Annotated in this window: 19 protein-coding genes; 12 read left to right on the plus strand and 7 right to left on the minus strand. The window is 62.4% G+C overall.

The annotated features are described in order from the left end of the window. Positions 1-2 precede the first annotated feature (2 nt). The 9 genes from accD to fabZ are packed head-to-tail and all read left to right on the plus strand — an operon-like array spanning position 3 to position 8174. Positions 3-875 (plus strand): acetyl-CoA carboxylase, carboxyltransferase subunit beta, encoded by an 873-nt coding sequence (accD, locus tag I5P96_RS12305; RefSeq protein WP_097791693.1) that lies wholly within the window; start codon positions 3-5, stop codon positions 873-875. After that, positions 872-1825 (plus strand): acetyl-CoA carboxylase carboxyltransferase subunit alpha, encoded by a 954-nt coding sequence (locus I5P96_RS12310; protein WP_097791692.1) that lies wholly within the window; start codon positions 872-874, stop codon positions 1823-1825. Before accD ends, I5P96_RS12310 begins: the two co-directional genes overlap by 4 nt. Continuing rightward, positions 1822-2772 carry a beta-ketoacyl-ACP synthase III gene (locus I5P96_RS12315; RefSeq protein ID WP_223382374.1) on the plus strand — a complete coding sequence of 317 codons (951 nt, stop codon included), beginning with the start codon at positions 1822-1824 and terminating at the stop codon, positions 2770-2772. The genes I5P96_RS12310 and I5P96_RS12315 overlap by 4 nt, the downstream gene beginning before the upstream one ends. After that, on the plus strand, positions 2769-3704 hold the full coding sequence (locus I5P96_RS12320) for a DUF561 domain-containing protein (RefSeq protein WP_223382375.1): 936 nt from the start codon (positions 2769-2771) through the stop codon (positions 3702-3704). The genes I5P96_RS12315 and I5P96_RS12320 overlap by 4 nt, the downstream gene beginning before the upstream one ends. Further along, a complete protein-coding gene (locus I5P96_RS12325; RefSeq protein ID WP_223383763.1) occupies positions 3698-4765 on the plus strand; it encodes an NAD(P)H-dependent flavin oxidoreductase in 1068 nt (355 codons plus the stop codon). Before I5P96_RS12320 ends, I5P96_RS12325 begins: the two co-directional genes overlap by 7 nt. After that, positions 4762-5697 (plus strand): ACP S-malonyltransferase, encoded by a 936-nt coding sequence (locus tag I5P96_RS12330; RefSeq protein WP_207685948.1) that lies wholly within the window; start codon positions 4762-4764, stop codon positions 5695-5697. Before I5P96_RS12325 ends, I5P96_RS12330 begins: the two co-directional genes overlap by 4 nt. Further along, complete coding sequence (gene fabG / locus I5P96_RS12335; RefSeq protein ID WP_118552514.1) at positions 5694-6443, plus strand: 3-oxoacyl-[acyl-carrier-protein] reductase; 750 nt, start codon at positions 5694-5696, stop codon at positions 6441-6443. Before I5P96_RS12330 ends, fabG begins: the two co-directional genes overlap by 4 nt. A 15-nt stretch (positions 6444-6458) precedes the next feature. Further along, complete coding sequence (fabF, locus tag I5P96_RS12340; RefSeq protein WP_223382376.1) at positions 6459-7697, plus strand: beta-ketoacyl-ACP synthase II; 1239 nt, start codon at positions 6459-6461, stop codon at positions 7695-7697. A 3-nt stretch (positions 7698-7700) separates the two neighbouring features. Continuing rightward, positions 7701-8174, plus strand: coding sequence for a 3-hydroxyacyl-ACP dehydratase FabZ (gene fabZ, locus I5P96_RS12345; RefSeq protein WP_223382377.1), 474 nt, complete (start codon positions 7701-7703; stop codon positions 8172-8174). A gap of 106 nt (positions 8175-8280) precedes the next feature. Here fabZ and I5P96_RS12350 read toward each other — a convergent pair whose 3' ends face one another. Continuing rightward, positions 8281-9396, minus strand: a complete 1116-nt coding sequence (locus I5P96_RS12350; protein WP_223382378.1) for an ABC transporter ATP-binding protein — start codon at positions 9394-9396, stop codon at positions 8281-8283. A gap of 130 nt (positions 9397-9526) precedes the next feature. On the opposite strand from I5P96_RS12350, the gene I5P96_RS12355 reads away from it, so the two are divergent. Next, on the plus strand, positions 9527-10387 hold the full coding sequence (locus I5P96_RS12355; protein WP_223382379.1) for a helix-turn-helix domain-containing protein: 861 nt from the start codon (positions 9527-9529) through the stop codon (positions 10385-10387). Positions 10388-10415: 28 nt separating this feature from the next. On the opposite strand, the gene I5P96_RS12360 is transcribed toward I5P96_RS12355, so the two are convergent. After that, positions 10416-11714, minus strand: a complete 1299-nt coding sequence (locus tag I5P96_RS12360; protein ID WP_223382380.1) for an MATE family efflux transporter — start codon at positions 11712-11714, stop codon at positions 10416-10418. A gap of 316 nt (positions 11715-12030) precedes the next feature. On the opposite strand from I5P96_RS12360, the gene I5P96_RS12365 reads away from it, so the two are divergent. Next, entirely contained in the window at positions 12031-12858 is an 828-nt protein-coding gene (locus I5P96_RS12365; RefSeq protein WP_223382382.1) for a PfkB family carbohydrate kinase, read from the plus strand. A 521-nt stretch (positions 12859-13379) separates the two neighbouring features. On the opposite strand, the gene I5P96_RS12370 is transcribed toward I5P96_RS12365, so the two are convergent. The 5 genes from I5P96_RS12370 to I5P96_RS12390 all read right to left on the minus strand — a co-directional run bounded on the left by I5P96_RS12370 (position 13380) and on the right by I5P96_RS12390 (position 19511). Beyond that, complete coding sequence (locus I5P96_RS12370; protein WP_223382384.1) at positions 13380-14735, minus strand: GntP family permease; 1356 nt, start codon at positions 14733-14735, stop codon at positions 13380-13382. Between the two features lie 97 nt (positions 14736-14832). Continuing rightward, a complete protein-coding gene (gene ilvD, locus I5P96_RS12375) occupies positions 14833-16620 on the minus strand; it encodes a dihydroxy-acid dehydratase (protein WP_223382385.1) in 1788 nt (595 codons plus the stop codon). Between the two features lie 282 nt (positions 16621-16902). After that, the gene (locus I5P96_RS12380) at positions 16903-17643 is read right to left on the minus strand and encodes a FadR/GntR family transcriptional regulator (protein ID WP_097791679.1); all 741 of its coding nucleotides are present in this window, start codon (positions 17641-17643) and stop codon (positions 16903-16905) included. A gap of 136 nt (positions 17644-17779) precedes the next feature. Beyond that, complete coding sequence (rlmD, locus tag I5P96_RS12385; RefSeq protein WP_223382387.1) at positions 17780-18937, minus strand: 23S rRNA (uracil(1939)-C(5))-methyltransferase RlmD; 1158 nt, start codon at positions 18935-18937, stop codon at positions 17780-17782. Between the two features lie 151 nt (positions 18938-19088). After that, complete coding sequence (locus tag I5P96_RS12390) at positions 19089-19511, minus strand: BlaI/MecI/CopY family transcriptional regulator (RefSeq protein WP_097791676.1); 423 nt, start codon at positions 19509-19511, stop codon at positions 19089-19091. Positions 19512-19828: 317 nt separating this feature from the next. Between I5P96_RS12390 and serC the strand changes: the two genes are divergently transcribed. Continuing rightward, positions 19829-20911, plus strand: a complete 1083-nt coding sequence (serC, locus tag I5P96_RS12395) for a 3-phosphoserine/phosphohydroxythreonine transaminase (protein ID WP_223382389.1) — start codon at positions 19829-19831, stop codon at positions 20909-20911. Positions 20912-20975: the final 64 nt, after the last annotated feature.

Here is a 20975-nt window from a genome sequence, read left to right on the forward strand (position 1 = left end):
CTATGAACGATATCCGAGACCTGCTCCCCGGCCGGATGCGGGAGCGCACCTTCCAGCTGAAGGCCAAACGGGATGCCGGAGCCATCTGGCACGAACCACAGTTCGTGGAGTGCAAGCAGTGCGGCCGCCGCGCCGCCCGCACCCTGTGGACGAAAAGCCTTTATGTCTGCCCCAACTGCGGCTATCACATGCCCATCGGCGGGTATTACCGGCTCAGTCTGGTGCTGGACCACGGCAGCTTCCGGGAGCTGGATGCAGATCTGGCCCCGCAGGATGTGCTGCATTTTCCGGAGTATGAGGAAAAGCTGACCGCCGCCCAGAACAAGACCGGCCTGCGCGAAGCTGCTGTCACGGCAACGGGCCGCATCGGCGGGGTCGCCTGTGTGGCCGCCGTGCTGGACAGCCGGTTCTTCATGGGCAGCATGAGCACCGCTGTGGGCGATAAGATCACCCGCGCCGTAGAGTATGCCACCGCCAAGCGCCTGCCGCTGGTCATCTTTTCTGCCAGCGGCGGTGCCCGGATGCAGGAGGGCATCTTCAGCCTGATGCAGATGGCAAAGACCTCGGCCGCCATCCAGCGCTTTTCCGCCAAAGGCGGGCTGTACGTCAGCGTACTGACCCACCCCACCACCGGCGGTGTGACGGCCAGCTTCGCCAGCCTGGGCGACATCATGCTGGCCGAGCCGGGCGCCCTCATCGGCTTTGCCGGGCCGCGCGTCATTGAGCAGACCATCGGCGAAAAGCTGCCCGCCGGGTTCCAGCGCAGTGAATTTCAGATGGAGCACGGCTTTGTGGACCAGGTGGTGCCCCGCAGTCAGCTGCGGGATACCCTGATCCAGGTCTTGCAGCTCCATGCAGGAGGAAAACACGCATGATCAAAGAGATTTTAGAGCAGCTGGCCCCGCTGGATGCCCAGATCGCCGCGCTGAAAGGCAGCGGCAATGACATGGAGGCCATCACGGCCCATGCGTCCGAACTGGCCGAGCTGGCCGTGGAAGAGGACGAGATCCTGCGCTCCTGCGGCCCGCTGACCGCCGAGGACCGGGTCTTTCTGGCCCGGCACCCGGAGCGTCCCCACATCGACGAAACGGTCTCGGCTCTGTTCACCGATTTCTTCGAGCAGCGGGGCGACCGCCAGTGCAAGGAGGACAGCGCCATCCTGGGCGGCGTGGCCCGGTTCCATGGGCTGCCGGTGACCGTCATCGGCCACCGCAAGGGGTCCACGCTGGAAGAGAATCTGGCCTGCAACTTTGGGATGCCCGGCCCGGAAGGGTACCGCAAGGCCCTGCGTCTGATGAAGCAGGCTGAAAAGTTCGGCCGCCCCATCATCACCTTCATCGACACGCCGGGCGCATACCCCGGCAAGGATGCCGAGGAGCGCGGGCAGGGTGAAGCCATTGCGCGGAACCTGATGGAGATGAGCGGCCTGACCGTTCCGGTCATTGCCGTCGTCACCGGCGAGGGGTCTTCCGGCGGTGCACTGGCACTGGGCGTGGCCAACCACATCCTGATGCTGGAAAACGCCGTCTACTCGGTGCTCAGCCCGGAGGGCTTTGCCAGCATCCTGTGGAAGGATGCCTCCCGCAGCGGCGAAGCCTGCGAGATGATGAAGCTGACCGCGCAGGACCTGTACCGTGACGGCATCGTGGAAGAAGTGATCCCGGAGCCGCTGGGCGGCGCACAGCGCGGCCATGCGGCCCTGTTCGAACACCTGGATACTGCTCTGCGCAACCACCTGCGGGAGCTGTGCCGCATGAATGGCCGACAGCTGGCCGACCAGCGCTATAAAAAATACCGCCAGATCGGAGAAACGAGGAACGCATGAAGGGTTTGCAGCTGATCGCCACCGGCGGGGCACTGCCGGGCCGGACGGTCACAAACGAGGACTTGAGCCGCATGGTGGACACCAGCGATGAATGGATCACCAGCCGCACGGGCATCCGCACCCGACACTGGTGCACAGACGAAGAATCGGCTGCAACGCTGGCCGTCCGGGCGGCAAAACAGGCATTGGAGCGCAGCGGCCTTGCCCCGGCGGACATTGCCTGCTGCATCTGCGCCACGCTGTCTGCGCCGGACGCCACCCCCAGTGTGGCCTGCCAAGTGCAGGCGGCGCTGGGGCTGCCCGAAGACCGGCCTGCGCTGGACATCAACGCGGCCTGTTCCGGCTTCCTCTACGGCATGGGCGTGGCGCGGGGCCTGCTGGCGACACTGGGCGGGCAGTATGCACTGGTCATCGGGTGCGAAGCACTTTCCCGCCTGATGGACCCGGCCGACCGCTCCACCTGTGTGCTGTTCGGAGATGGAGCCGGTGCCGCAGTCTTCCGGCTGGCGGACACCCCCTTTGCGCTCACGCTGGGCGCGCGCGGCAGCGATGTGCTCCACGCCGGCGGGCCGTCCCGTGCAGGCTCCGCGCCCATCACGATGGATGGAAAGGCCGTCTTCCGCTTTGCCGTGGAGGCGCTGCCCCACTGTCTGCACACCGTGCTGGACGAAACGCAGCGCACCCTCGACGATCTGTCGTGGGTGGTCTGCCATCAGGCCAATAGCCGCATCATCGACCACTGCGTCAAGGCGCTGCGGGCCGACCCGGCAAAGTTTTATAAGAACATGGACCGTCACGGCAACACCAGCGCCGCCAGCATTCCGGTCGCTCTCAACGAGCTGGCCGAAAGCGGGCAGCTGAAGCCCGGCCAGCTGCTGGCCTGCATCGGCTTCGGCGGCGGGCTGACCTGGGGCGGCGCGATTTTTCAATACAAAGAGTGCGTATGAAACTGTTGAATGAAATTTTAGGCACAAAATACCCCATCATCCAGGGCGGCATGGCCAACATCGCCACCGGCGAGTTTGCCGCTGCCTGCTCCAACGCAGGTGCGCTGGGCATCATCGGCGCAGGCGGCATGAACGCCGACACCCTGCGTGAGAACATCCGCCGCTGCAAGCAGCTGACGGACAAGCCCTTCGGCGTGAACATCATGCTGATGCACCCGCAGGCCGATGAATTTGCAAAGATCGTGGTGGAAGAGGGCGTGCAGGTGGTCACCACCGGTGCAGGCAATCCGGGCAAATATGTGCCCGCATGGAAAGCCGCCGGCATCAAGGTGATCCCCGTGGTCGCCGCCGCCGTTCTGGCAAAGCATCTGGAGCCGCTGGGAATTGACGCCGTGATCGCCGAAGGCACCGAAAGCGGCGGCCATGTGGGCGAAATGACCACCATGGCGCTGGTCCCGCAGGTCGTGGACGCCGTCAACGTGCCCGTGATCGCAGCGGGCGGCATCGCCGACGGCCGTCAGCTGGCCGCCGCGCTGGCACTGGGTGCCTGCGGTGTGCAGGTGGGCACCTGCCTGCTCGTGAGCGAGGAGTGCCCCATCCACGAAAACTACAAAGCGGCCCTGCTCAAGGCCAAGGACAGCGATACCATCGTGACGGGCCGCATCGGCGGCTCGCCGGTGCGTGTGCTGAAAAACCGGATGAGCCGGGAATATGTCCGGCAGGAAAAAGCCGGAGCCGACAAGATGGAGCTGGAAAAGTACACGCTGGGCAGCCTGCGCCGCGCCGTCTTTGAGGGCGACACCGCCACCGGCAGCCTGATGGCCGGTCAGGTGGCCGGTATGCTCCACGAGGTGCGCCCGGTGGCAGACATCCTCGACGACCTGTGGAACAGCGGGAGGCAGCGCATCGCCGCGCTGAACGAGGAATGCTGACCCTCGGCAAAAAGGCCCTGTCCGTCCCCATCCTGCAGGGCGGCATGGGCGTAGGCGTTTCGCTGGGCGGGCTGGCCGGGGCCGTGGCGGCCTGCGGCGGCATGGGGTGCATCTCCACCGCCGATGCAGGCTACCGGGAACCGGATTTTGCCCGCGACCCGGTCCGCGCCAACCACCGCGCGCTGGCGGCGGAGATCCGAAAGGCCAAAGACCTCGCCAAGGGTGCGGGCATGGTGGCCATCAACGCGATGGTAGCCACGCAGGACTATGCCGCCGCCATCCGCACAGCGGTCGAAGCCGGTGTGGACGCCGTGGTGTCCGGTGCGGGTCTGCCGCTGGAACTGCCCGGCCTTGTGGACACGCCGGACGTGGCCATCGCCCCCATCGTATCCAGCGGCCGGGCGGCAAAGCTCATCCTGCGCCGCTGGGCCAAGGCCTTTGGCCGGACCGCTGACTTTGTGGTGATCGAAGGCTGCAAGGCAGGCGGGCACCTCGGCTTTTCGGAAGAAGAGCTTCTTGCCGGGGCCTGCCAGACGCTGGACGACATCCTGCCGGAGGTCCTGGCCGAAGTCCGGCCTTATGAGGCACAGTTCGGCCACCCCATCCCGGTCTTCGTGGCGGGCGGCGTCTACACTGGTGCCGACATGGCCCATTTTACGAAGCTGGGGGCCGCAGGCGTCCAGCTGGCCACCCGTTTCATCCCAACGGTGGAGTGCGATGCTGCGCAGGGGTACAAGGACGTTCTGCTGAAGGCCCGCCCCGAAGATGTGCGCATCATCCACAGCCCGGTGGGGATGCCGGGCCGGGCACTGAACACGCCGCTGGTGCAGGCGCTGGCGGAAGGCCGCCGCTTTCCGCCCCGGCACTGCGCCCGCTGCCTGAAGACCTGCGACCCCGCCTGTGTGCCCTACTGCATCACCCATGCACTGATCGAAGCGGTCAAGGGCAATGTGGAGGAAGGTCTTTTCTTCTGCGGGGACAATGTGGGCCGGCTGGACCGGATGTATACCGTCCGTGAACTGATGGACGAACTTGTGACCGAATGGAGGCAGAACGCATGAAACTTGCCGTGTTGTATGCCGGCCAGGGTGCGCAGCACCCCGGCATGGGCAAAGAATTTTACGAAGCATCGCCCGCCTTCCGGGCCGCATTCGACAGCGCCGTGCTGGATTTTGACCTGCACCGCGTCTGCTTCGAGGACCCGGACGGCGTTTTGGGGCAGACCCAATACACCCAGCCCTGCATGGTGGCCTTTGCCTGCGGCGTGACCGCAGTGCTGGCCGAAAAGGGCGTACAGCCCGCATACACCGCCGGGCTTTCCCTCGGCGAATATTCCGCACTGGAAGCAGCCGGGGTGTTCACCGCGAAACAGGCCATCGAGCTGGCCGCCTACCGCGGCAAAGCCATGGCCGATGCCGCCAACGGCATCGACTGCGGCATGACCGCCGTGCTGAACCTGGACCGCGAGACCCTTGCGCAGTGCTGCGAACAGGCTTCGGCTCTGGGCTGTGTCCAGATCTGCAACTACAACTGTCCGGGTCAGCTGGTCATCGGCGGCGAAAAGGCTGCGGTGGAGCAGGCTGCTGCGCTGGCGAAAGCCGCCGGTGCCCGCCGCTGCATCCCGCTCAACGTGAGCGGCCCCTTCCATACCCGGCTCATGGCCCCCGCCGGGGACGCCCTCGCCCGCCGGTTCGAGACCGAATCCTTCGGCGAAATGCGCGTTCCGGTGCTGTTCAACTGCCTGGGCCGCGAAAAGGCTGCGGAGGACAGCATCCCGGCCCTGCTGGTCCGGCAGGTACAGAGCAGCGTCTACATGGAAGATACCCTGCGCCGTCTGGGCGAGCTGGGCGTGGACCACATTCTGGAAGTCGGCCCCGGCAAGGCCCTGAGCGGTTTTGTGAAAAAGACTCTGCCCGGCGTCGAATGCGCTGCGGTGGAGACCCCGGAAGAACTGGACGCCGTGCTGGACGCATGGAAAAAGGAGACCGTATGAGCGAACAGACTCTGACCCGCGCCGCCGTCGTGACCGGCGGGAGCCGCGGCATCGGCCGCGCCGTCTGCACGGCACTGGCAAAACAGGGCGTGAACGTGGTGGTCAACTACTGCCACGGCGAAGCCGCTGCGGCCGAGACCGTCGCGCTGTGCAAAGCCGCAGGCGCAGACGCCGTGGCCGTGCAGGCCGATGTTTCCACTGCCGCAGGCTGCAAGGCGCTGTTTGACGCCGCCGCGGCCGCCTTTGGCCGGGTGGATATCCTGGTGAACAACGCGGGCATCACCCGCGACAACCTCATCCTCCGCCTGACCGAAGAGGACTTTGACGCCGTGCTGGACGCCAACCTCAAGGGTGCTTTCCTCTGCTGTAAGGAAGCCGCCCGCCGCATGGTGCGCCAGCGGTATGGCCGCATCGTGAACCTTTCCAGCGTTGTGGCGCTGCGGGGCAATGCCGGCCAGACCAACTATGCCGCCAGCAAGGCCGGCCTCATCGGCCTGACCAAGAGTCTGGCGCGGGAGCTGGCCAGCCGGAACGTCACGGTGAATGCCGTTGCGCCCGGCTTTATTGAGACCGATATGACCGCCGCTCTGCCGGAAGCCGTCCGCGCCGAAATGGCCAAAGGCATCCCGGCGGGCCGGGCCGGCAGCCCGGAGGATGTGGCGAACGCGGTGGCATTCTTCACCGCCGAACAAAGCAGCTATCTCACCGGGCAGGTGCTCTGTGTGGATGGCGGCATGGCAATGTAAAAGGAGAACTTTCGCATGGAAAAACGCAGAGTCGTGATCACCGGCCTTGGCACTGTGAACCCGCTGGGCAACAACGTTTCCGCAAGCTGGGATGCTGCCATGGCAGGCAAATGCGGTATCGGGCCCATCACCCAGTTCGATGCCAGCGAATTCAAGTGCAAGCTGGCAGGCGAAGTCAAGAACTTTGACCCGGAGACCGTCGTAGACAAAAAAGAAGCCCGCAAGATGGCCCGTTTCACCCTGCTGGCGCTGGCTGCGGCCGCCGAAGCCATTGCAGACAGCGGCCTGGACACCGAAGCGGAAGCCCGCCAGATCGGCGTCATCCTTTCCAGCGGCATCGGCGGTCTGCCCACCATCGAAGAGCAGCACACCCGCGGCGAGGAAAAAGGGATGGAGAAGGTCAGCCCCTACTTCGTCCCCATGTCCATCGCGAACATGGCCGCAGCGCAGATCGCCATCCGCTTCGGGCTGAAGGGGATGTGCACCTGCCCGGTGACTGCCTGTGCAGGCGGCACCAACGCCGTGGGCGATGCTTTCCACCGCATCCGTGATGGCTATGAGCCGGTCATGGTCTGCGGCGGTGCCGAAAGCTGCATCAGCCCGCTGGGCATCGGCGGCTTCACCAGCATGAAGGCGCTTTCCACGGCTTCCGACCCGGATGCCGCCAGCCTGCCCTTCGATGCCCGCCGCAGCGGCTTCGTCATGGGCGAGGGCAGCGGTGTGCTGGTGCTGGAAGAACTGGAGCACGCGAAGGCGCGCGGTGCGCACATCTATGCCGAGGTGGTGGGCTACGGTGCCAACTGCGACGCCTACCACTTCACCGCACCGGCACCCGGCGGCGCAGGCGCCATCGACTGCATGAAGCTGGCACTGGCCGATGGTCAGGTCGCGCCGGAAGCCATCGACCACATCAACGCCCACGGCACCGGCACCCACATGAACGACAGTTGCGAGACCGCCGCCATCCATGCGGTGTTCGGTGCCCATGCCGGGGACATCGCCGTCGTTTCGACCAAGAGCATGACCGGCCACCTGCTGGGCGGTGCAGGCGGCGTGGAAGCCGTGTTCACCGCGCTGGCGCTGCGCGACCAGTTTGCGCCGCCCACCATCCACTACGAGCAGCCCGACCCGGAATGCGACCTGGATTACGTTCCCAACACCGGCCGCTCCATGAAGATGGAATACGCGCTCAGCAACAGTCTGGGCTTTGGCGGGCACAATGCCTGCCTCGTGTTCCGGAAATGGGAGGGCTGAGCCATGGCTGAACCCCGCATCGTGCGCGAAACGCCCCATGCCCTCACGGCAGAGCAGATCGCAGCCATCCTCCCGCACCGCTACCCCTTCGCCCTCGTGGACCGCATCCTGGACTACGAGCCGGGCCAGTGGGCCATTGGCCGCAAATGCGTGACCCGCAACGAAGATTTTTTCAACGGCCACTTCCCCGGTGCGCCCGTCATGCCCGGTGTCCTCATCCTCGAAGCACTGGCCCAGACCGGCGCTGTGGCGGCGCTCAGCCTGCCGGAGAATCAGGGCAAGCTCGCCCTTTTCGGCGGCATCAAAAATGCCCGCTTCCGCAAACAGGTCACACCCGGCGATGTGCTCACCCTCCACTGCGAACTGGTGGAGCAGCACGGCCCGGTGGGCATCGGCAAAGCCTCGGCCTATGTGGACGGCAAGTGCGCCGCCACCGCAGAGCTGACCTTTGTGCTGACCGAAAAGGCAGACGCCTGACATCCGTTTTTTCAAGCGAATAAAATACGCAAAAACAGCAGCCGCCGGGAATCTCTTCCCGGCGGCTGCTGCTATTAGGAGGACCAAAAACGATCCCTGGAAAAACTTAGTTCAGGATGGTCTGCTCGGTCTCGACGTCGAAGACATGGACCTTGTGCGGATCGAAGGCGACCTTGACGGTGTCTCCGTTGCGGGCCTTGGAGGTGGGAGCCACACGAGCGGTCATCTTGTTGCCCTTGTACTCCAGGTACAGGTAGATCTCAGCGCCCATCATCTCGGAGACGTCGACCTGAGCTTCCAGGTGGCAGTCCGGATGCTTTGCCATAAATTCGGGCTCGTCGTCGATGTCCTCAGGACGGATGCCCATCTTGACCTTCTTGCCGACATAGGAGTCCAGCTTGCCGTCTGCCGTCTTCTCCTTGGGCAGGGGGATGGAATCGCCGCCCAGGTCGATGGCATACTGGTCACCATTCTTGGTCACGGTGCCGTCCAGGAAGTTCATCTGGGGGCTGCCGATGAAGCCTGCGACGAACATGTTGCAGGGCATGTCATACAGGTTCTGCGGGGTATCGACCTGCTGGATGATGCCGTCCTTCATAACGACGATGCGGTCGCCCATGGTCATAGCCTCGGTCTGGTCGTGGGTAACGTAGATGAAGGTGGTAGCCAGCTTCTTGTGCAGCTTGATGATCTCGGTGCGCATGCTGGTACGCAGCTTTGCATCCAGGTTGGACAGAGGCTCGTCCAGCAGGAAGACGGCCGGGTTACGGACCATTGCGCGGCCCAGAGCAACACGCTGGCGCTGGCCGCCGGACAGAGCCTTCGGCTTACGGTCGAGCAGGTGCTCGATCTCCAGGATCTTGGCAGCCTCGTGGACGCGGCGGTCGATCTCGTCCTTCGGGGTCTTGCGCAGCTCCAGACCGAATGCGATGTTCTTGTAAACGGTCATGTGGGGGTACAGAGCGTAGCTCTGGAACACCATGGCGATATCACGGTCCTTCGGGGGAACGTCGTTGATCAGACGGCCGCCGATGTACATCTCGCCCTTGGAGATCTCCTCCAGGCCGGCGATCATGCGCAGGGTGGTGGACTTGCCGCAGCCAGAGGGGCCGACGAAGATGATGAATTCCTTATCCTGGATCTCCAGGTTGAAGTCGGTAACAGAAGGAGCGGTAGCGCCCGGATAGATCTTGTAAATGTGCTGGCAGCTAATCGAAGCCATAGGTCATTTGCCTCCATTATTTTTTATCAGGTTCGCACCGCTTCTTGACGAGGGGTGCTTTCGTTGTTATTATAATAGCAGATTATTTTGTGATATAAAATAGCATTTTATTGATTTGAGGTGTCAGATATTGATTTTTGATTGGAGCACCACCGCAGCGCTGGCCTCGGTGCAGGATGTCCAGCCCGAAAGCCCCCTCACGCTGGCGGGCGAAGGGCTGTGGGTGTGCCTGGTCTCCAGCGGAAAATGCACGGCTTCCCTGCCCGCTGCCGGGCCGTCCCCGGCGGGGTCGGCTCTCGTCCTGCCGCCCCAGAGCGTGTCTGCCGGCCATCTGATTTTGAGCCGCGCCCCGCTGGCCCTTGCCCCAGAGGGCGGCTGCCATCTGCTCTGCATCCAGCTCACCGGGCAGGCGGCGGCCCAGTTCCTCGCCGGGCTGACCGAGCTGCCCTTTCTGGCCCGCGGCGAGACCTGCCCTGCCGCCGCCGAACTGATGGGGCGGCTGGCCGCAGAGGCCGGAGCAGAGCTTCTCGGCACCCCGCACAGCCGCGCCGTCAGCCAGCTCGCCTTTGCACTGCTGTGCGAGCTGTCAGGGGCCGACAGCGCTGCGCCCTCCCTGCCGCCCCTCGTCACCGCCGCCATCGAGGACATCCGCCAGAACTACGCGGGCCTCTACGGCGTGGAGGAGCTCAGCGAGCGGCTGGGCGTCTCGAAAAGCCACCTCGTCCGCACCTTCACGGCCGCAGTGGGGGTACCGCCGGGGCGATATCTGACCACCATCCGCATCGAAGCGGCCATGCGTCTGCTCCTTCACCGGGAATACACGCTGGACGTCATCGCCAGCCTGTGCGGCTTTTCCGGAGCGAACTACCTCTGCCGCGTCTTCAAAAAAGAGACCGGCCACTCCCCCGCGCAGTGGCGGGCCATGGCCGGTCAGGCAGTGCGCCCCCTCTCGCCCGCCGAAAGCAAACGGGAGCAGGAGCTTTATATCTAATGTACCGGGGCTGCTCTGCCCCGCTTTTTTATGCCCTTCCGGCCTTCCGCTTCAGCAGGAAGACGGTCAGCGACAACGTGATGGCCTCCGAGACCGGGAACGCCGCCCAGACGCCGTTCATCCCGAACAGTGCGCTCAGCACCAGCGAACAGACCACGATGGCCACCATGCCGCGGCACAGCGAGGTGATGGAGGCCTCCGCCGGGCGGTTGACGGCTCCCAGATAACCTGCCGCCACGATGTTGCAGCCCGCGAAGAAGTATCCCACGAAGTAGATGCGCATCCCGCTGTGGGCAAACTCAGCCATGAGCGCGGAGTTCTCGCTGTTGAAGAGGGCCGTCAGCGCATCGGTATACCCGAACACGACGCCGTACAGCAGCGCCGCCAGCCCCAGCGCCGTGCCGCAGCCCAGCAGCAGGAGCTTTCTGGCCCCGACCATCTCATTTTTGCCGTAGCACTGGCTCACCAGCGGCTGAGCGCCCTGCGCCACGCCGTTGAAGATGGCCGTTGCCACCAGCGCAAAGTTCGCCACGACGCCATAGGCCGCCACGGCCACATTGCCCGCCAGGCGCAGCAGCAGGAAGTTGAATACGGTGGTCGTCACGCCGGAGGAAAGCTCCCCGACAAAGCCGGAGATGCCCAGCTGGCAGCTCTGGGCCAGCAGCCTGACGGACGGTGCCTTGCGCACAAAGGTGATGGTGTTGCTCTTCTTTATAAAATGTGCGCTGCATACGGCAATGCTCAATATCGGCGAGATGGCCGTTGCCAGCGCCGCACCGGGCAGACCCAGGCCCATCGGGAAGATGAAGATGTAGTCGAACACCACATTGAACAGACTGCCGCTCAGCGTCGCCACCATGGCCAGCGAGGGGTCGCCGTCGTTGCGGACGAAGGACGCCACCACATAGTTGCACATAAAGAAGGGGGTGAACATCAGAAAGATGCGGGCATAGTTCATGCCCAGCGCCACGATGTCCGCATCGCCGCCCATCAGCCGCAGCAGGCCGTCCGGGCGGAAGATGCCCACCAGCATGAACGGCACCGCCAGGATGCAGACGCTGAAAATGGCATTGGAGAAATAGCGCTGCGCCCGCGCATCCCCCTGCGCCCGCAGGATGGCATAGCGGGTGGCCGCGCCCAGACCGATCATCGAGCCGAAGGCAAAGATGAGATTATAGATGGGCAGGCAGAGGTTCAGCAGGGTCACGCCGTCGGTGCCCGCCGCCTGCGCAATGAAATAGGTATCCGCCAGGATGTAGCACGACGTTCCCAGCAGGCCGAAAATGTTCTGGGAAACGTATTTGAAAAACTGCTTTGTCAGGTTCATGAAGCGTCCTTTCTGTCCATTCTTACACTTGCTCGCCAGTTTAGCACAGTTTTACGCAAAATGTCAATCTCGTGCGGCAGACCACTCCCACGGAACGGTTGCTTTTCCCCGCCGCACGAGGGGAGTTTTACCGGCGAGTATCCGAGGTGGGGACCCGACGCGAAGCGTTGGGGAGGGCATGGAATGCCCTTTGACTCGCCGGGAAAAGCTCCCGGAGATGCGGCTCATGTAGAGCTCCCGCCAGATTTCCCGTTGACGAACCGCTTTTACCGGGTGTATACTTGTACCCTATTTTGATGGAAAGGAGGGAGCCGCCATGCCGGAAAAGCCCCTGCTCTGCCTGGGCGAAACCTGGCTGGAGCTGACCGCTGACACACCGCCGGAGCTTGCCGGACAGTTTCAGGTGCAGGTCGGCGGCTGGGGGGCCGGACTCTGCCGCGCCTACACCCGCTGCGGCGGGCGGGCGGTGCTTCTCTCCCAACTTGGGGCCGACCCCTTTGGCCGCAAGGCAGCAGCCCAGCTGGCGGCAGACGGTGTGGACTGCTCCCGCCTCTGCTTCACGGATGCAGCCCCCACCCCGGTGGTCTTCTCCGGCGCGGGCGAGACGCTCCCCTATCGCACCCGCTCCTCCGAGCTTTGCTATGCCCCGGAACAGCTGGACGCCGGCGCTTTCCGGGACGCCTTCGCGCTCTGCTTCTCCTCCGCCTGCCTGCTGGACTCCCCCGCCCGGCTGACCCATCTCAAGTCCATTGCCGCCGCGCGGGATGTCGGCACCTTCGTCTGCTATGCGCCCCGGATGACCGAGTCTGCGCCTTTCTGGCCGGACGCTGCTTCTCTGCGGGAAACGGCCCGCGCATTTTTTCCACAGGCGGACGTTTTGTTGTTGAAAAGCAGCGACCTTTTTCCGCTGTTTGGCTCCCATGAGCTGCGCACGGCCCTGTTTGCCCTTTTTTCCGGCCATGTTCAGCTGATTTTTTATTCTGATTCGGAAAATATTCATCTTTTTACACGGAGCGTACTGCTTTCTGCGGCAAAAAACGACTTTGCCGAGGCCGAACTGCTCCACCGGCTCTGCCGCCTGAACACCTGGCCAGACAAGCTGGCCGGCCTGCGGGAAAGCACGCTCCGCAAGCTCTTATTCTGAACTGCCTTTCATCCGCCCGCACCCCGTACAACGCACAAGACCCCCGGCCTGCGCCGGGGGTCTTGTGCTGCATTCTGCCAAAAATGCAAAAACAGGCAGCGCCGTGGAAAGGAGGAGAAAGCGGCGCTGCCTGTCGTATGAGAACTCCCAAACATTTGCGGTTGTCAGGAGATGGTTGGTAGTCTGCCCGCCGCATTGGCTATTGCCTCGCATCCGCGGGGGACAGTGTTTTTTTCAAAGGGGGCCGCAGCATCGGTTTTCTGCCGAGGTATGCGGTTTTCATTGCCTGCATTGGCATCCTGCGGGAGGTTCTTTCGTTCCTCCCTGACTGCACCCTTATTGTACCGGATAAAAATGGAGTTTCTTTGTGAGGTTTTTGAACAAATTGAAAATAAAAAAATCAGCCGCTCCGGGCAAAGCAAAAACCGGAGTGGCTGATTTCGAAGGAGGTAATTAGATAAACGAATCGGATCGGAGAACATCCAGACGCTCATCCGGGGGTGCAGGCCCCGGACGGGCGGTCAGGCAAAGAAGGAGATGACCAGTGCCACCAGGAAGCCCACACCGCCGACCAGCGTTTCCATGATGGTCCAGGTCTTGAGGGTGGTCTTTTCATCCATGCCCACAAGGCTCTTGACCAGCCAGAAGCCGGAGTCGTTGAAGTGAGAGCAGACGGTGGAGCCGCCCGCGATGGCAGCGGTGACACAGGCGAGGTACAGCGGGCTCAGCTCGCTGATGCCGGGCATGGCGGAGATGATGCCGGCGGCCATGGTCATGGCAACGGTGGAAGAACCGACCGAGATGCGGACCAGAGCGGCCACGATGAAGGCGACCAGCACCAGCGGCAGGCTGGCGTTTGCCACGGCGTTGCCGATGACATCGCCCAGGCCGGAGTTCTGCAGCATGTAGCGCAGCACACCGCCGCAGGCAGTGACCAGCAGGATCATGCCGGTGGGCTCCAGAGATTTGGTCATGATCTTTTCCAGCTGGGCGTTGCTGTAACCGTGGCGGGTGCCCAGCAGATACATGGCATCGATGGTGGCCAGCAGCAGAGCCATGAACGGCTCGCCGAGGAAGGCCAGGACCGGCTGGATGCCAGCCAGAGCGGGCACAACCTTGGCCACAGAGTTTGCGATGATGAGGACCAGCGGGATCAGGATGATGCCCACGATGGTGCCGAACTTGGGCAGCTTGCTCTCGTCGATATCATCCTGCTGCGCCACATGTTCGGGGACTTCGATTCTGTATTTCCTGCCGCAGATGGAACCCCAGATGGGGCCGGCGGCGATCATGGCGAAGATGCCGCAGAAGATGCCGATGAGGATGACCCAGCCCAGGTCCACGCCCAGCATGGTCGCCACCAGCACAGGGCCCGGCGTGGGAGGGATGAACGCATGACCGACCGCCAGACCGGCCAGCAGGGGGATGACGTAGTACAGAACGGAGCGCTTGGTGCGCTTTGCCAGCGAGAACGCCAGCGGGATGAGGATGATCAGACCGGCATCGAAGAAGACCGGCATGGCCACCACCAGACCGGTGATGCCCAGTGCCCACGCAGCTTTTTCGTCGCCGAACTTCCGTACCATGGTCACGGCCAGCGTCTGTGCTCCGCCGGATTCTTCCAGAATGGCACCGAACATGGAGCCAAGGCCCACCAGAAGGGCGATGCCTTTCAGGGTGTTGCCGATGCCCTCATTGACCGAGCCAACGATGTCGGACAGGGGCATCCCGGCCATCAGGCCGATGCCAACGGCACCCACCAGAATGGAGATCATGGCGTGGACTTTGAATTTGATGATGAGAATGAGCAACAGGATCAGGCCGGCTACGGCAGCAAATACCAGCCGTGCCGCATCGGGAGTCGCAACTGCTGTCATAATAGTTCCTCCATTTTTTGATTTTTGGTTGCACTTATCCAAGCCGTCCGGAAAAACGCACCGGGCAGTTTCCCTTTTGTTATTTCTTCGGCGTGTTTTACTCCATGTAAGCGCCCTTCATGGGGCTGACGGCATGTTGGGAGTAGAGCTTCAGCAGGCCCTTGGTGTACTTGGGAGCCTTGGGCTTCCAGTTGGCGCGGCGCTCGGCGAGGATGGCGTCCATTTCTTCGGGGGTCTTCGGCTCGCCCTTCACGCCCACGATGGCCAGCTTGCGGTTGTGGACGTCGATCTGGATCAGGTCGTCCGGCTCCACCAGTGCGATGGGGCCGCCCACGGCAGCCTCCGGGCTGACATGGCCGATGACCGGGCCGCGGCTTGCGCCGGAGAAGCGGCCGTCGGTGATGAGGGCCACGCTGGAAGCCAGCTTCGGGTCGGCGCAGATGGCTTCGCCCGTGTAGAACATCTCCGGCATACCGCTGCCGCGGGGGCCTTCGTAGCGGATGAAGATGGCGTCGCCGGGCTTCACCTCGCCGTGCAGCACAGCGGAGATGCACTCTTCCTCGCTGTCGTAGGGCTTGGCGCGCAGGGTGGCTTCAAACATGTTCTTGGGGCAGGCGGTGTGCTTGATGACGCAGCCTTCCGGAGCCAGATTGCCCTTCAGGATGGCGATGCTGCCGTCGGTGCCCTTGGCGTTATCAAAGCTGTGGATGATGTCCTCGCGGCTGACCGGGCGGGTAAAACCGGCGGTCTTTTCGGCCAGGATGGCGTCGCAGTGCTCATAGAAGCCGTTCTTCTTCAGCTCTTCGAGGTTCTCGCCCAGCGTCTTGCCGGTGACGGTCATCACGTCCAGATGCAGCATGGACTTGATTTCCTCCATCACGCGGGGCACACCGCCTGCATAATAGAAGTACTGTGCGGGCCAGTCGCCGGAGGGACGGATGTTCAGCAGGTAGTGCGCACCCCGGTGCATCCGGTCGAAGGTGTCGGCGTCGATCTCAATGCCGAACTCATGCGCGACAGCGGGCAGGTGCATGGTCGCGTTGGTGGAGCCGGAGATAGCGGCGTGGACCATAATGGCGTTCTCAAAGCTCTCCTTCGTCACGATGTCCTTGGCGGTGATGCCCTTCCTGACCAGCTCCATCAGCTGCTTGCCGGCATCGTAGGCGGCCTGCTTCAGCTCCGGAGCGGTGGCGGGCATCAAAGCGGTGCCCGGCAGCATCAGACCCAGTGCTTCGGCCATGACCTGCATGGTGGAGGCGGTGCCCATGAAGGAGCAGGCACCGCAGCTGGGGCAGGCGTTGTGCTTGTAGTAGTCCAGCTGGCTGTTGGGGATGACGCCGGTCTTTTCCCAGGCGTCAAATTTGCCGATCTGCTCCAGCGTCAGCAGCTCGTTGATGGCGCAGGCCGGGTCGTTGACCACATACTCTTTCGGCAGGGTGTGAGCCTCCATGACGCCGCCGGTGACGACGATGGCGCTCATATCCTTCAGGCGGCCGATGCTCATCAGCATGGCGGGCACGGACTTGTCACAGCTGGCGATGAACACGCCGCCGTCGTAGACGCTGGCGTTGGCCTGTGCTTCCACCAGATTCACGATGGCGTCCCGGTGGGGCAGCGAGTAGTTGATGCCGTCATGACCCTGTGCAATGCCGTCGCACATATCGGTGGCAAAATAGCGGGCAGCCTTGCCGCCGTTCTCGTTGACCGCCTGCACGGCCTCTCTGACGAATTGATCCAGATGAGCGCTGCCAGGGTGGCTGTCGCCGAAGGTGCTCTCCACCAGGATCTGGGGCTTGGAAAGGTCCTCGACCTTCCAGCCCATCCCCATTTTCAGCGGGTCGTTTTCAGGTGCCAGCGTGCGGACTTCCTGTGAACGAAGTTCCATAATCCCTACCTCCAAATATCGCTTGTTCTCGTCCTTTTTTCTGTGGGACTTTTTGTGATTCAATTGTAAATCTGCAGACATCTTTTTGCAAGTTGTTCCATATACGTCCTACTATTTGCGCAAAAAATCTGGGATACATCATGCACTCTGCCCAATTTCGGGCGACTTTTTCATAAAATTCACCCTCACAGCCGGTTTTTGCAAACTGCCGGGGTAAAAAGTCATCAGATGACTTTGGACATAAAAATACCCTGCACGGTATTTCGCCGTGCAGGGCCGGTATCATTTGAGAAATCCCGCCATTCCAACGGTCCCATCATCGGGATCTTCGCCGTCGTAGATCTTCTTGATATAGGTGCGGTTGAAGTTCAGGTGCATCACCATGGCCGACTTTGCCCCGATGGGGTCGTGCCTGGCGATGGCCTCCGCGATCATCCGGTGGGTCATGATGGTCTCGTCGATGAGCTTTTTGTGGGTGACGTTCACGAACATCATCACCGCCGTATCAATAATGGGGATCAGCTGCCCCACCACCAGATTCTTGCTGCTCTCGGCAATGCAGGTGTGGAAGGCGATGTCGTCTTCAATGTAGCGGTCGCCATTGTGGATCTTGGTCTCGACCCGCTCGCACAGCCGCCGCAGCCGCTCAATGTCCTCGTCGGTCGCGTTCTGGGCCGCGATCTCCGCGATGCCCGGTTCCAGCAGCAGCCGCAGGTTGACCAGATCAAAAGCCAGCGCATTCTTATCCTGCACACTGCGCAGATTCAGCGGGTCCGAAAGCCCTTTCACCGTTGTGACCACATAGGTGCCGGAGCCCTGCCGCACCTCCACGATGCCCTTGCTGGACAGCAGCTTCACCGCCTCCCGGATGGTGCTGCGCCCCACCCGGAACTTTTCCGCCAGCGCAAACTCGTTGGGCAGCTTTGCCCCCGGCTCCAGCGGGGTATCCAGAATATAATGGTAGATCTGGTCTTCGACCTGCTCGGCCAGCAGCTTGTTTTTTAAGTGTGAAAATTCGCTCATGGCTTCCTCCCCTTTTGTACCGCTTATGGGTCAGGGTCTCCCGCACGAGATCCCAGCGCTCCGCGCAAAGGCCAGAAAAAACGTTTCTGCTTTTTGTTCCGGAACTTGCTGAACGTTGTCCGGATGCACAGGACGCTCAGCGCTTCTGTCGGGACAGGGCACATACCACCTCAATATGTTCGCTGTTCGGGAACATATCGACCGGGGTGAAGCCCTCGGCCCGGTAGCCTTTTTTCGTCAGCAGGGCCAGGTCACGGGCCATGGTCTCCGGGTTGCAGCTGACGTAGACCACCCGTCTGGGGGCCATGCGGACGACGCTCTCGATGAACTGGGGCGTCGAGCCTTCGCGGGGCGGGTCCATGAAGATGACGTCGGCCCGCTCCCCGGCGGCAGCGGCTTCGCAGATCCAGGCCGTGGCGTCGGCGACAAAGAACCGGGCGTTTTTGACGCCGTTGTGCTTCGCGTTTCCGATGGCGTCGCGCACTGCGTCCCGGTTGATCTCCACGCCCACCACCTGCTTTGCCCGGTCGGCGGCGGTCAGGCCGATGGTGCCGATGCCGCAGTAGGCATCCAGCACGACCTCTCTGCCGGTCAGCTGGGCGGCCTCCACGGCCAGACCGTAGAGCACCGCCGTCTGCACCGGGTTCACCTGATAGAAGCTGCGGGGGCTGAGCGCGTAGGTCTTGCCGCAGAGTTCATCCAGAATGAACCCCTTGCCATAGAGCACCTTTTCCTGCTCGCCCAGCACAACGCTGGTGCGGCGGGGGTTGTAGTTCTGCACGATGGTCGTCACGGGGACCTGCCGCTTTTCAGCCTCTGCCAGCAGGGCGCGGACAAAGTTCTTTGCGCCGGGCAGAATGGGCTGGGCCGTGACCAGCACCACCATCACCTGCCCGGTGGCGGTGCCCCGGCGCAGCAGGCAGTGGCGGAGCAGGCCGGTGCCCTGATCTTCCCGGAAAGGCTGATAACGGCAGGCCGCTGCCGCTGCGCGGACGGCTTCCAGCACGGTATCCAGCACCTCGTCTTCCAGCAGGCAGCGCTCCACTGGCAGCACCTTATGGGTCCCGGCGGCATAGATGCCGGACACGAGTTTTCCACCCTGCCCGGCGGCAAAGGTCGAGATCACCTTATTCCGATAGTGGTAGGGCGTCTCCATCCCCCGGATGGGGTGCACCGGGCCGTATCTGCCCAGCAGGGCGCGGACTCTTTCCTCCTTCTGCTTCAGCTGGTCTGCATAGGGTAGTTCCAGCAGCGGGCAGCCGCCGCAGTTCTTTGCACGATTTTTACAGTTCATTTTACTCTCCTTTATCTCTGCTCCCGCTGCCCAATCAGCGGAGCCCTGTCGTTCCTCATTTACAAAAGCCTTTTCACCCAGCACAACTTGACCGGCCTGCCAATGGCTCTCCCTTCGGGAGAGCTGGCACGCGAAGCGTGACTGAGAGGGCTCACCCATATGGGTCATACAGATCGTATTCTTCGGCCTCGGCGTGCTTTTCTTCCAGCACGGCCATCGCCTGTTCCAGCTGGCTTTGGGAGCAGCCGCTCTCGCTGACAAGGGCGCGGACGGCCTCGGCCAGGTCGCCGCCAAAGACGGTATCCAGCCGCTGGCGCATGGTCCAGACGCCGTAGGCGCGTTTCGTGAGGGTGGGCGTGTAGGTGTTGCGGTTCTGCTCCTTGCCGCTCTTCACCCAGCCCTTGTCTTCCAGCCGGTAGAGAAAATTCAGCACGGTGGCCGGCCGCCAGCCTTTTGCGGCCAGCTTCTCTCCGATGTCCCGCCGGGAGGCGGGCTGTTTGCAGCTCCACACGGCCAGAAGCACCTGTTCTTCCGCCGCCGAAAGCGGTCTCAGACGGTCCGGGATGCCATACATTGCAGGGTTCGCCCTCCTTTTTTGTTTTACATTTGTCTCTGTTTATTTGATTTTACCGAAAAGTCCTGCTTTTTTCAAGGGCAGAATTTTGGCTGTTCTGCCCTGTTTTGCGGTCTATTTTACATTCGTCTCCGTTTTTGTATTTGTATCAAATACATTTGTGCGTTCCGTGCTTTCAGTGCGCAGTCAGGTGAGCATCTTTGTGCAAAGATGCTCTTGTTTTCGCACCCTCAAAACCATTATACTACGGACAAAACCAGAGCACAATGCCGCCGGAGGTTCAGGCGGCGCGGAATCAGGAAAGGGAGAGTCGCATTATGGCACGAGTTTACAATTTCAGCGCAGGCCCCAGCATGCTGCCCGAAAAGGTCCTGAAGCAGGCCCAGGCCGAACTGCTTGAATACGGCAGCAGCGGCCAGAGCGTGATGGAGATGAGCCACCGCAGCAAGTGGTTCGATGCCATCATCACCGAGACCGAGGCCTCGCTGCGCCGGGTGATGAACATCCCCGACAACTACAAGGTCGGCTTCTTCCAGGGCGGTGCGACCCAGCAGTTCGCCATGGTGCCGCTGAACTTCATGACCACCGGCAAGGCCGACTACCTTGTCACCGGCAACTTCTCGAATCTGGCCGCCAAGGAAGCCGCCAAGTTCGGCGAAGCCAACATCGTGGCCTCCAGCAAGGACAAAAACTTCACCTACATCCCGGATGTGAACGCCATCGCCTACGACAAGGATGCCAGCTACATCCACATCTGCCAGAACAACACCATCTTCGGCACCCAGTACGTCGAAGTCCCACAGGTGGAGGGCATCCCGCTGGTGGCGGACATGAGCTCGATGATCCTTTCCAAGCCCGTGGACGTGACGAAGTACGGCTGCATCTACTTCGGTGTGCAGAAGAACGTTGCCCCCGCCGGCATGGCCATCGCCATCGTCCGGGACGACCTGCTGGGCCACGCCGCTGACACCGTGCCCACCATGATGAACTACACCACCCTGCTGGCCAAGGACAGCATGTACAACACGCCCCCCTGCTGGTGCATCTACATGACCGGTCTGGTGCTTCAGTACCTCGAAAACGACATCGGCGGTCTGGCCAACATGCAGAAGATCAACGAAGCCAAGGCCAAGGTGCTGTACGATTACCTCGATGGGCAGGACTTCTTCACCAACCCTGTCGAGCATCGCTACCGCAGCACGATGAACGTCACCTTCACCAGCCCCAACGCCGATCTGGACAAAAAGTTCTGCGCCGAGGCCGCAGAGGCAGGCTTCGTCAACCTGAAGGGCCACCGCCTCGTCGGCGGAATGCGCGCCTCCATCTACAACGCCATGCCCGCCGAGGGCGTTGACAAGCTGGTCGATTTCATGGAGCAGTTCCGCAAAAACAATGCGTGAACCGCCCCGTCTCGCTCCCGCTCGACCGGGCCTTGTTTTCAAACAAACGTTTGCGATTACAGAA

It is taken from the genome of Faecalibacterium prausnitzii (genome assembly GCF_019967995.1).
GTDB lineage: Bacteria > Bacillota > Clostridia > Oscillospirales > Ruminococcaceae > Faecalibacterium > Faecalibacterium prausnitzii_E.

What these genes read in the sequence shown, in the direction of transcription:
- accD (WP_097791693.1), top strand. Translation starts at nt 3, where the DNA reads ATGAACGATATCCGAGACCTGCTCCCCGGCCGGATGCGGGAGCGCACC.
- I5P96_RS12310 (WP_097791692.1), top strand. Translation starts at nt 872, where the DNA reads ATGATCAAAGAGATTTTAGAGCAGCTGGCCCCGCTGGATGCCCAGATC.
- I5P96_RS12315 (WP_223382374.1), top strand. Translation starts at nt 1,822, where the DNA reads ATGAAGGGTTTGCAGCTGATCGCCACCGGCGGGGCACTGCCGGGCCGG.
- I5P96_RS12320 (WP_223382375.1), top strand. Translation starts at nt 2,769, where the DNA reads ATGAAACTGTTGAATGAAATTTTAGGCACAAAATACCCCATCATCCAG.
- I5P96_RS12325 (WP_223383763.1), top strand. Translation starts at nt 3,698, where the DNA reads ATGCTGACCCTCGGCAAAAAGGCCCTGTCCGTCCCCATCCTGCAGGGC.
- I5P96_RS12330 (WP_207685948.1), top strand. Translation starts at nt 4,762, where the DNA reads ATGAAACTTGCCGTGTTGTATGCCGGCCAGGGTGCGCAGCACCCCGGC.
- fabG (WP_118552514.1), top strand. Translation starts at nt 5,694, where the DNA reads ATGAGCGAACAGACTCTGACCCGCGCCGCCGTCGTGACCGGCGGGAGC.
- fabF (WP_223382376.1), top strand. Translation starts at nt 6,459, where the DNA reads ATGGAAAAACGCAGAGTCGTGATCACCGGCCTTGGCACTGTGAACCCG.
- fabZ (WP_223382377.1), top strand. Translation starts at nt 7,701, where the DNA reads ATGGCTGAACCCCGCATCGTGCGCGAAACGCCCCATGCCCTCACGGCA.
- I5P96_RS12350 (WP_223382378.1), bottom strand. Translation starts at nt 9,396, where the DNA reads ATGGCTTCGATTAGCTGCCAGCACATTTACAAGATCTATCCGGGCGCT.
- I5P96_RS12360 (WP_223382380.1), bottom strand. Translation starts at nt 11,714, where the DNA reads ATGAACCTGACAAAGCAGTTTTTCAAATACGTTTCCCAGAACATTTTC.
- I5P96_RS12365 (WP_223382382.1), top strand. Translation starts at nt 12,031, where the DNA reads ATGCCGGAAAAGCCCCTGCTCTGCCTGGGCGAAACCTGGCTGGAGCTG.
- I5P96_RS12370 (WP_223382384.1), bottom strand. Translation starts at nt 14,735, where the DNA reads ATGACAGCAGTTGCGACTCCCGATGCGGCACGGCTGGTATTTGCTGCC.
- ilvD (WP_223382385.1), bottom strand. Translation starts at nt 16,620, where the DNA reads ATGGAACTTCGTTCACAGGAAGTCCGCACGCTGGCACCTGAAAACGAC.
- I5P96_RS12380 (WP_097791679.1), bottom strand. Translation starts at nt 17,643, where the DNA reads ATGAGCGAATTTTCACACTTAAAAAACAAGCTGCTGGCCGAGCAGGTC.
- rlmD (WP_223382387.1), bottom strand. Translation starts at nt 18,937, where the DNA reads ATGAACTGTAAAAATCGTGCAAAGAACTGCGGCGGCTGCCCGCTGCTG.
- I5P96_RS12390 (WP_097791676.1), bottom strand. Translation starts at nt 19,511, where the DNA reads ATGTATGGCATCCCGGACCGTCTGAGACCGCTTTCGGCGGCGGAAGAA.
- serC (WP_223382389.1), top strand. Translation starts at nt 19,829, where the DNA reads ATGGCACGAGTTTACAATTTCAGCGCAGGCCCCAGCATGCTGCCCGAA.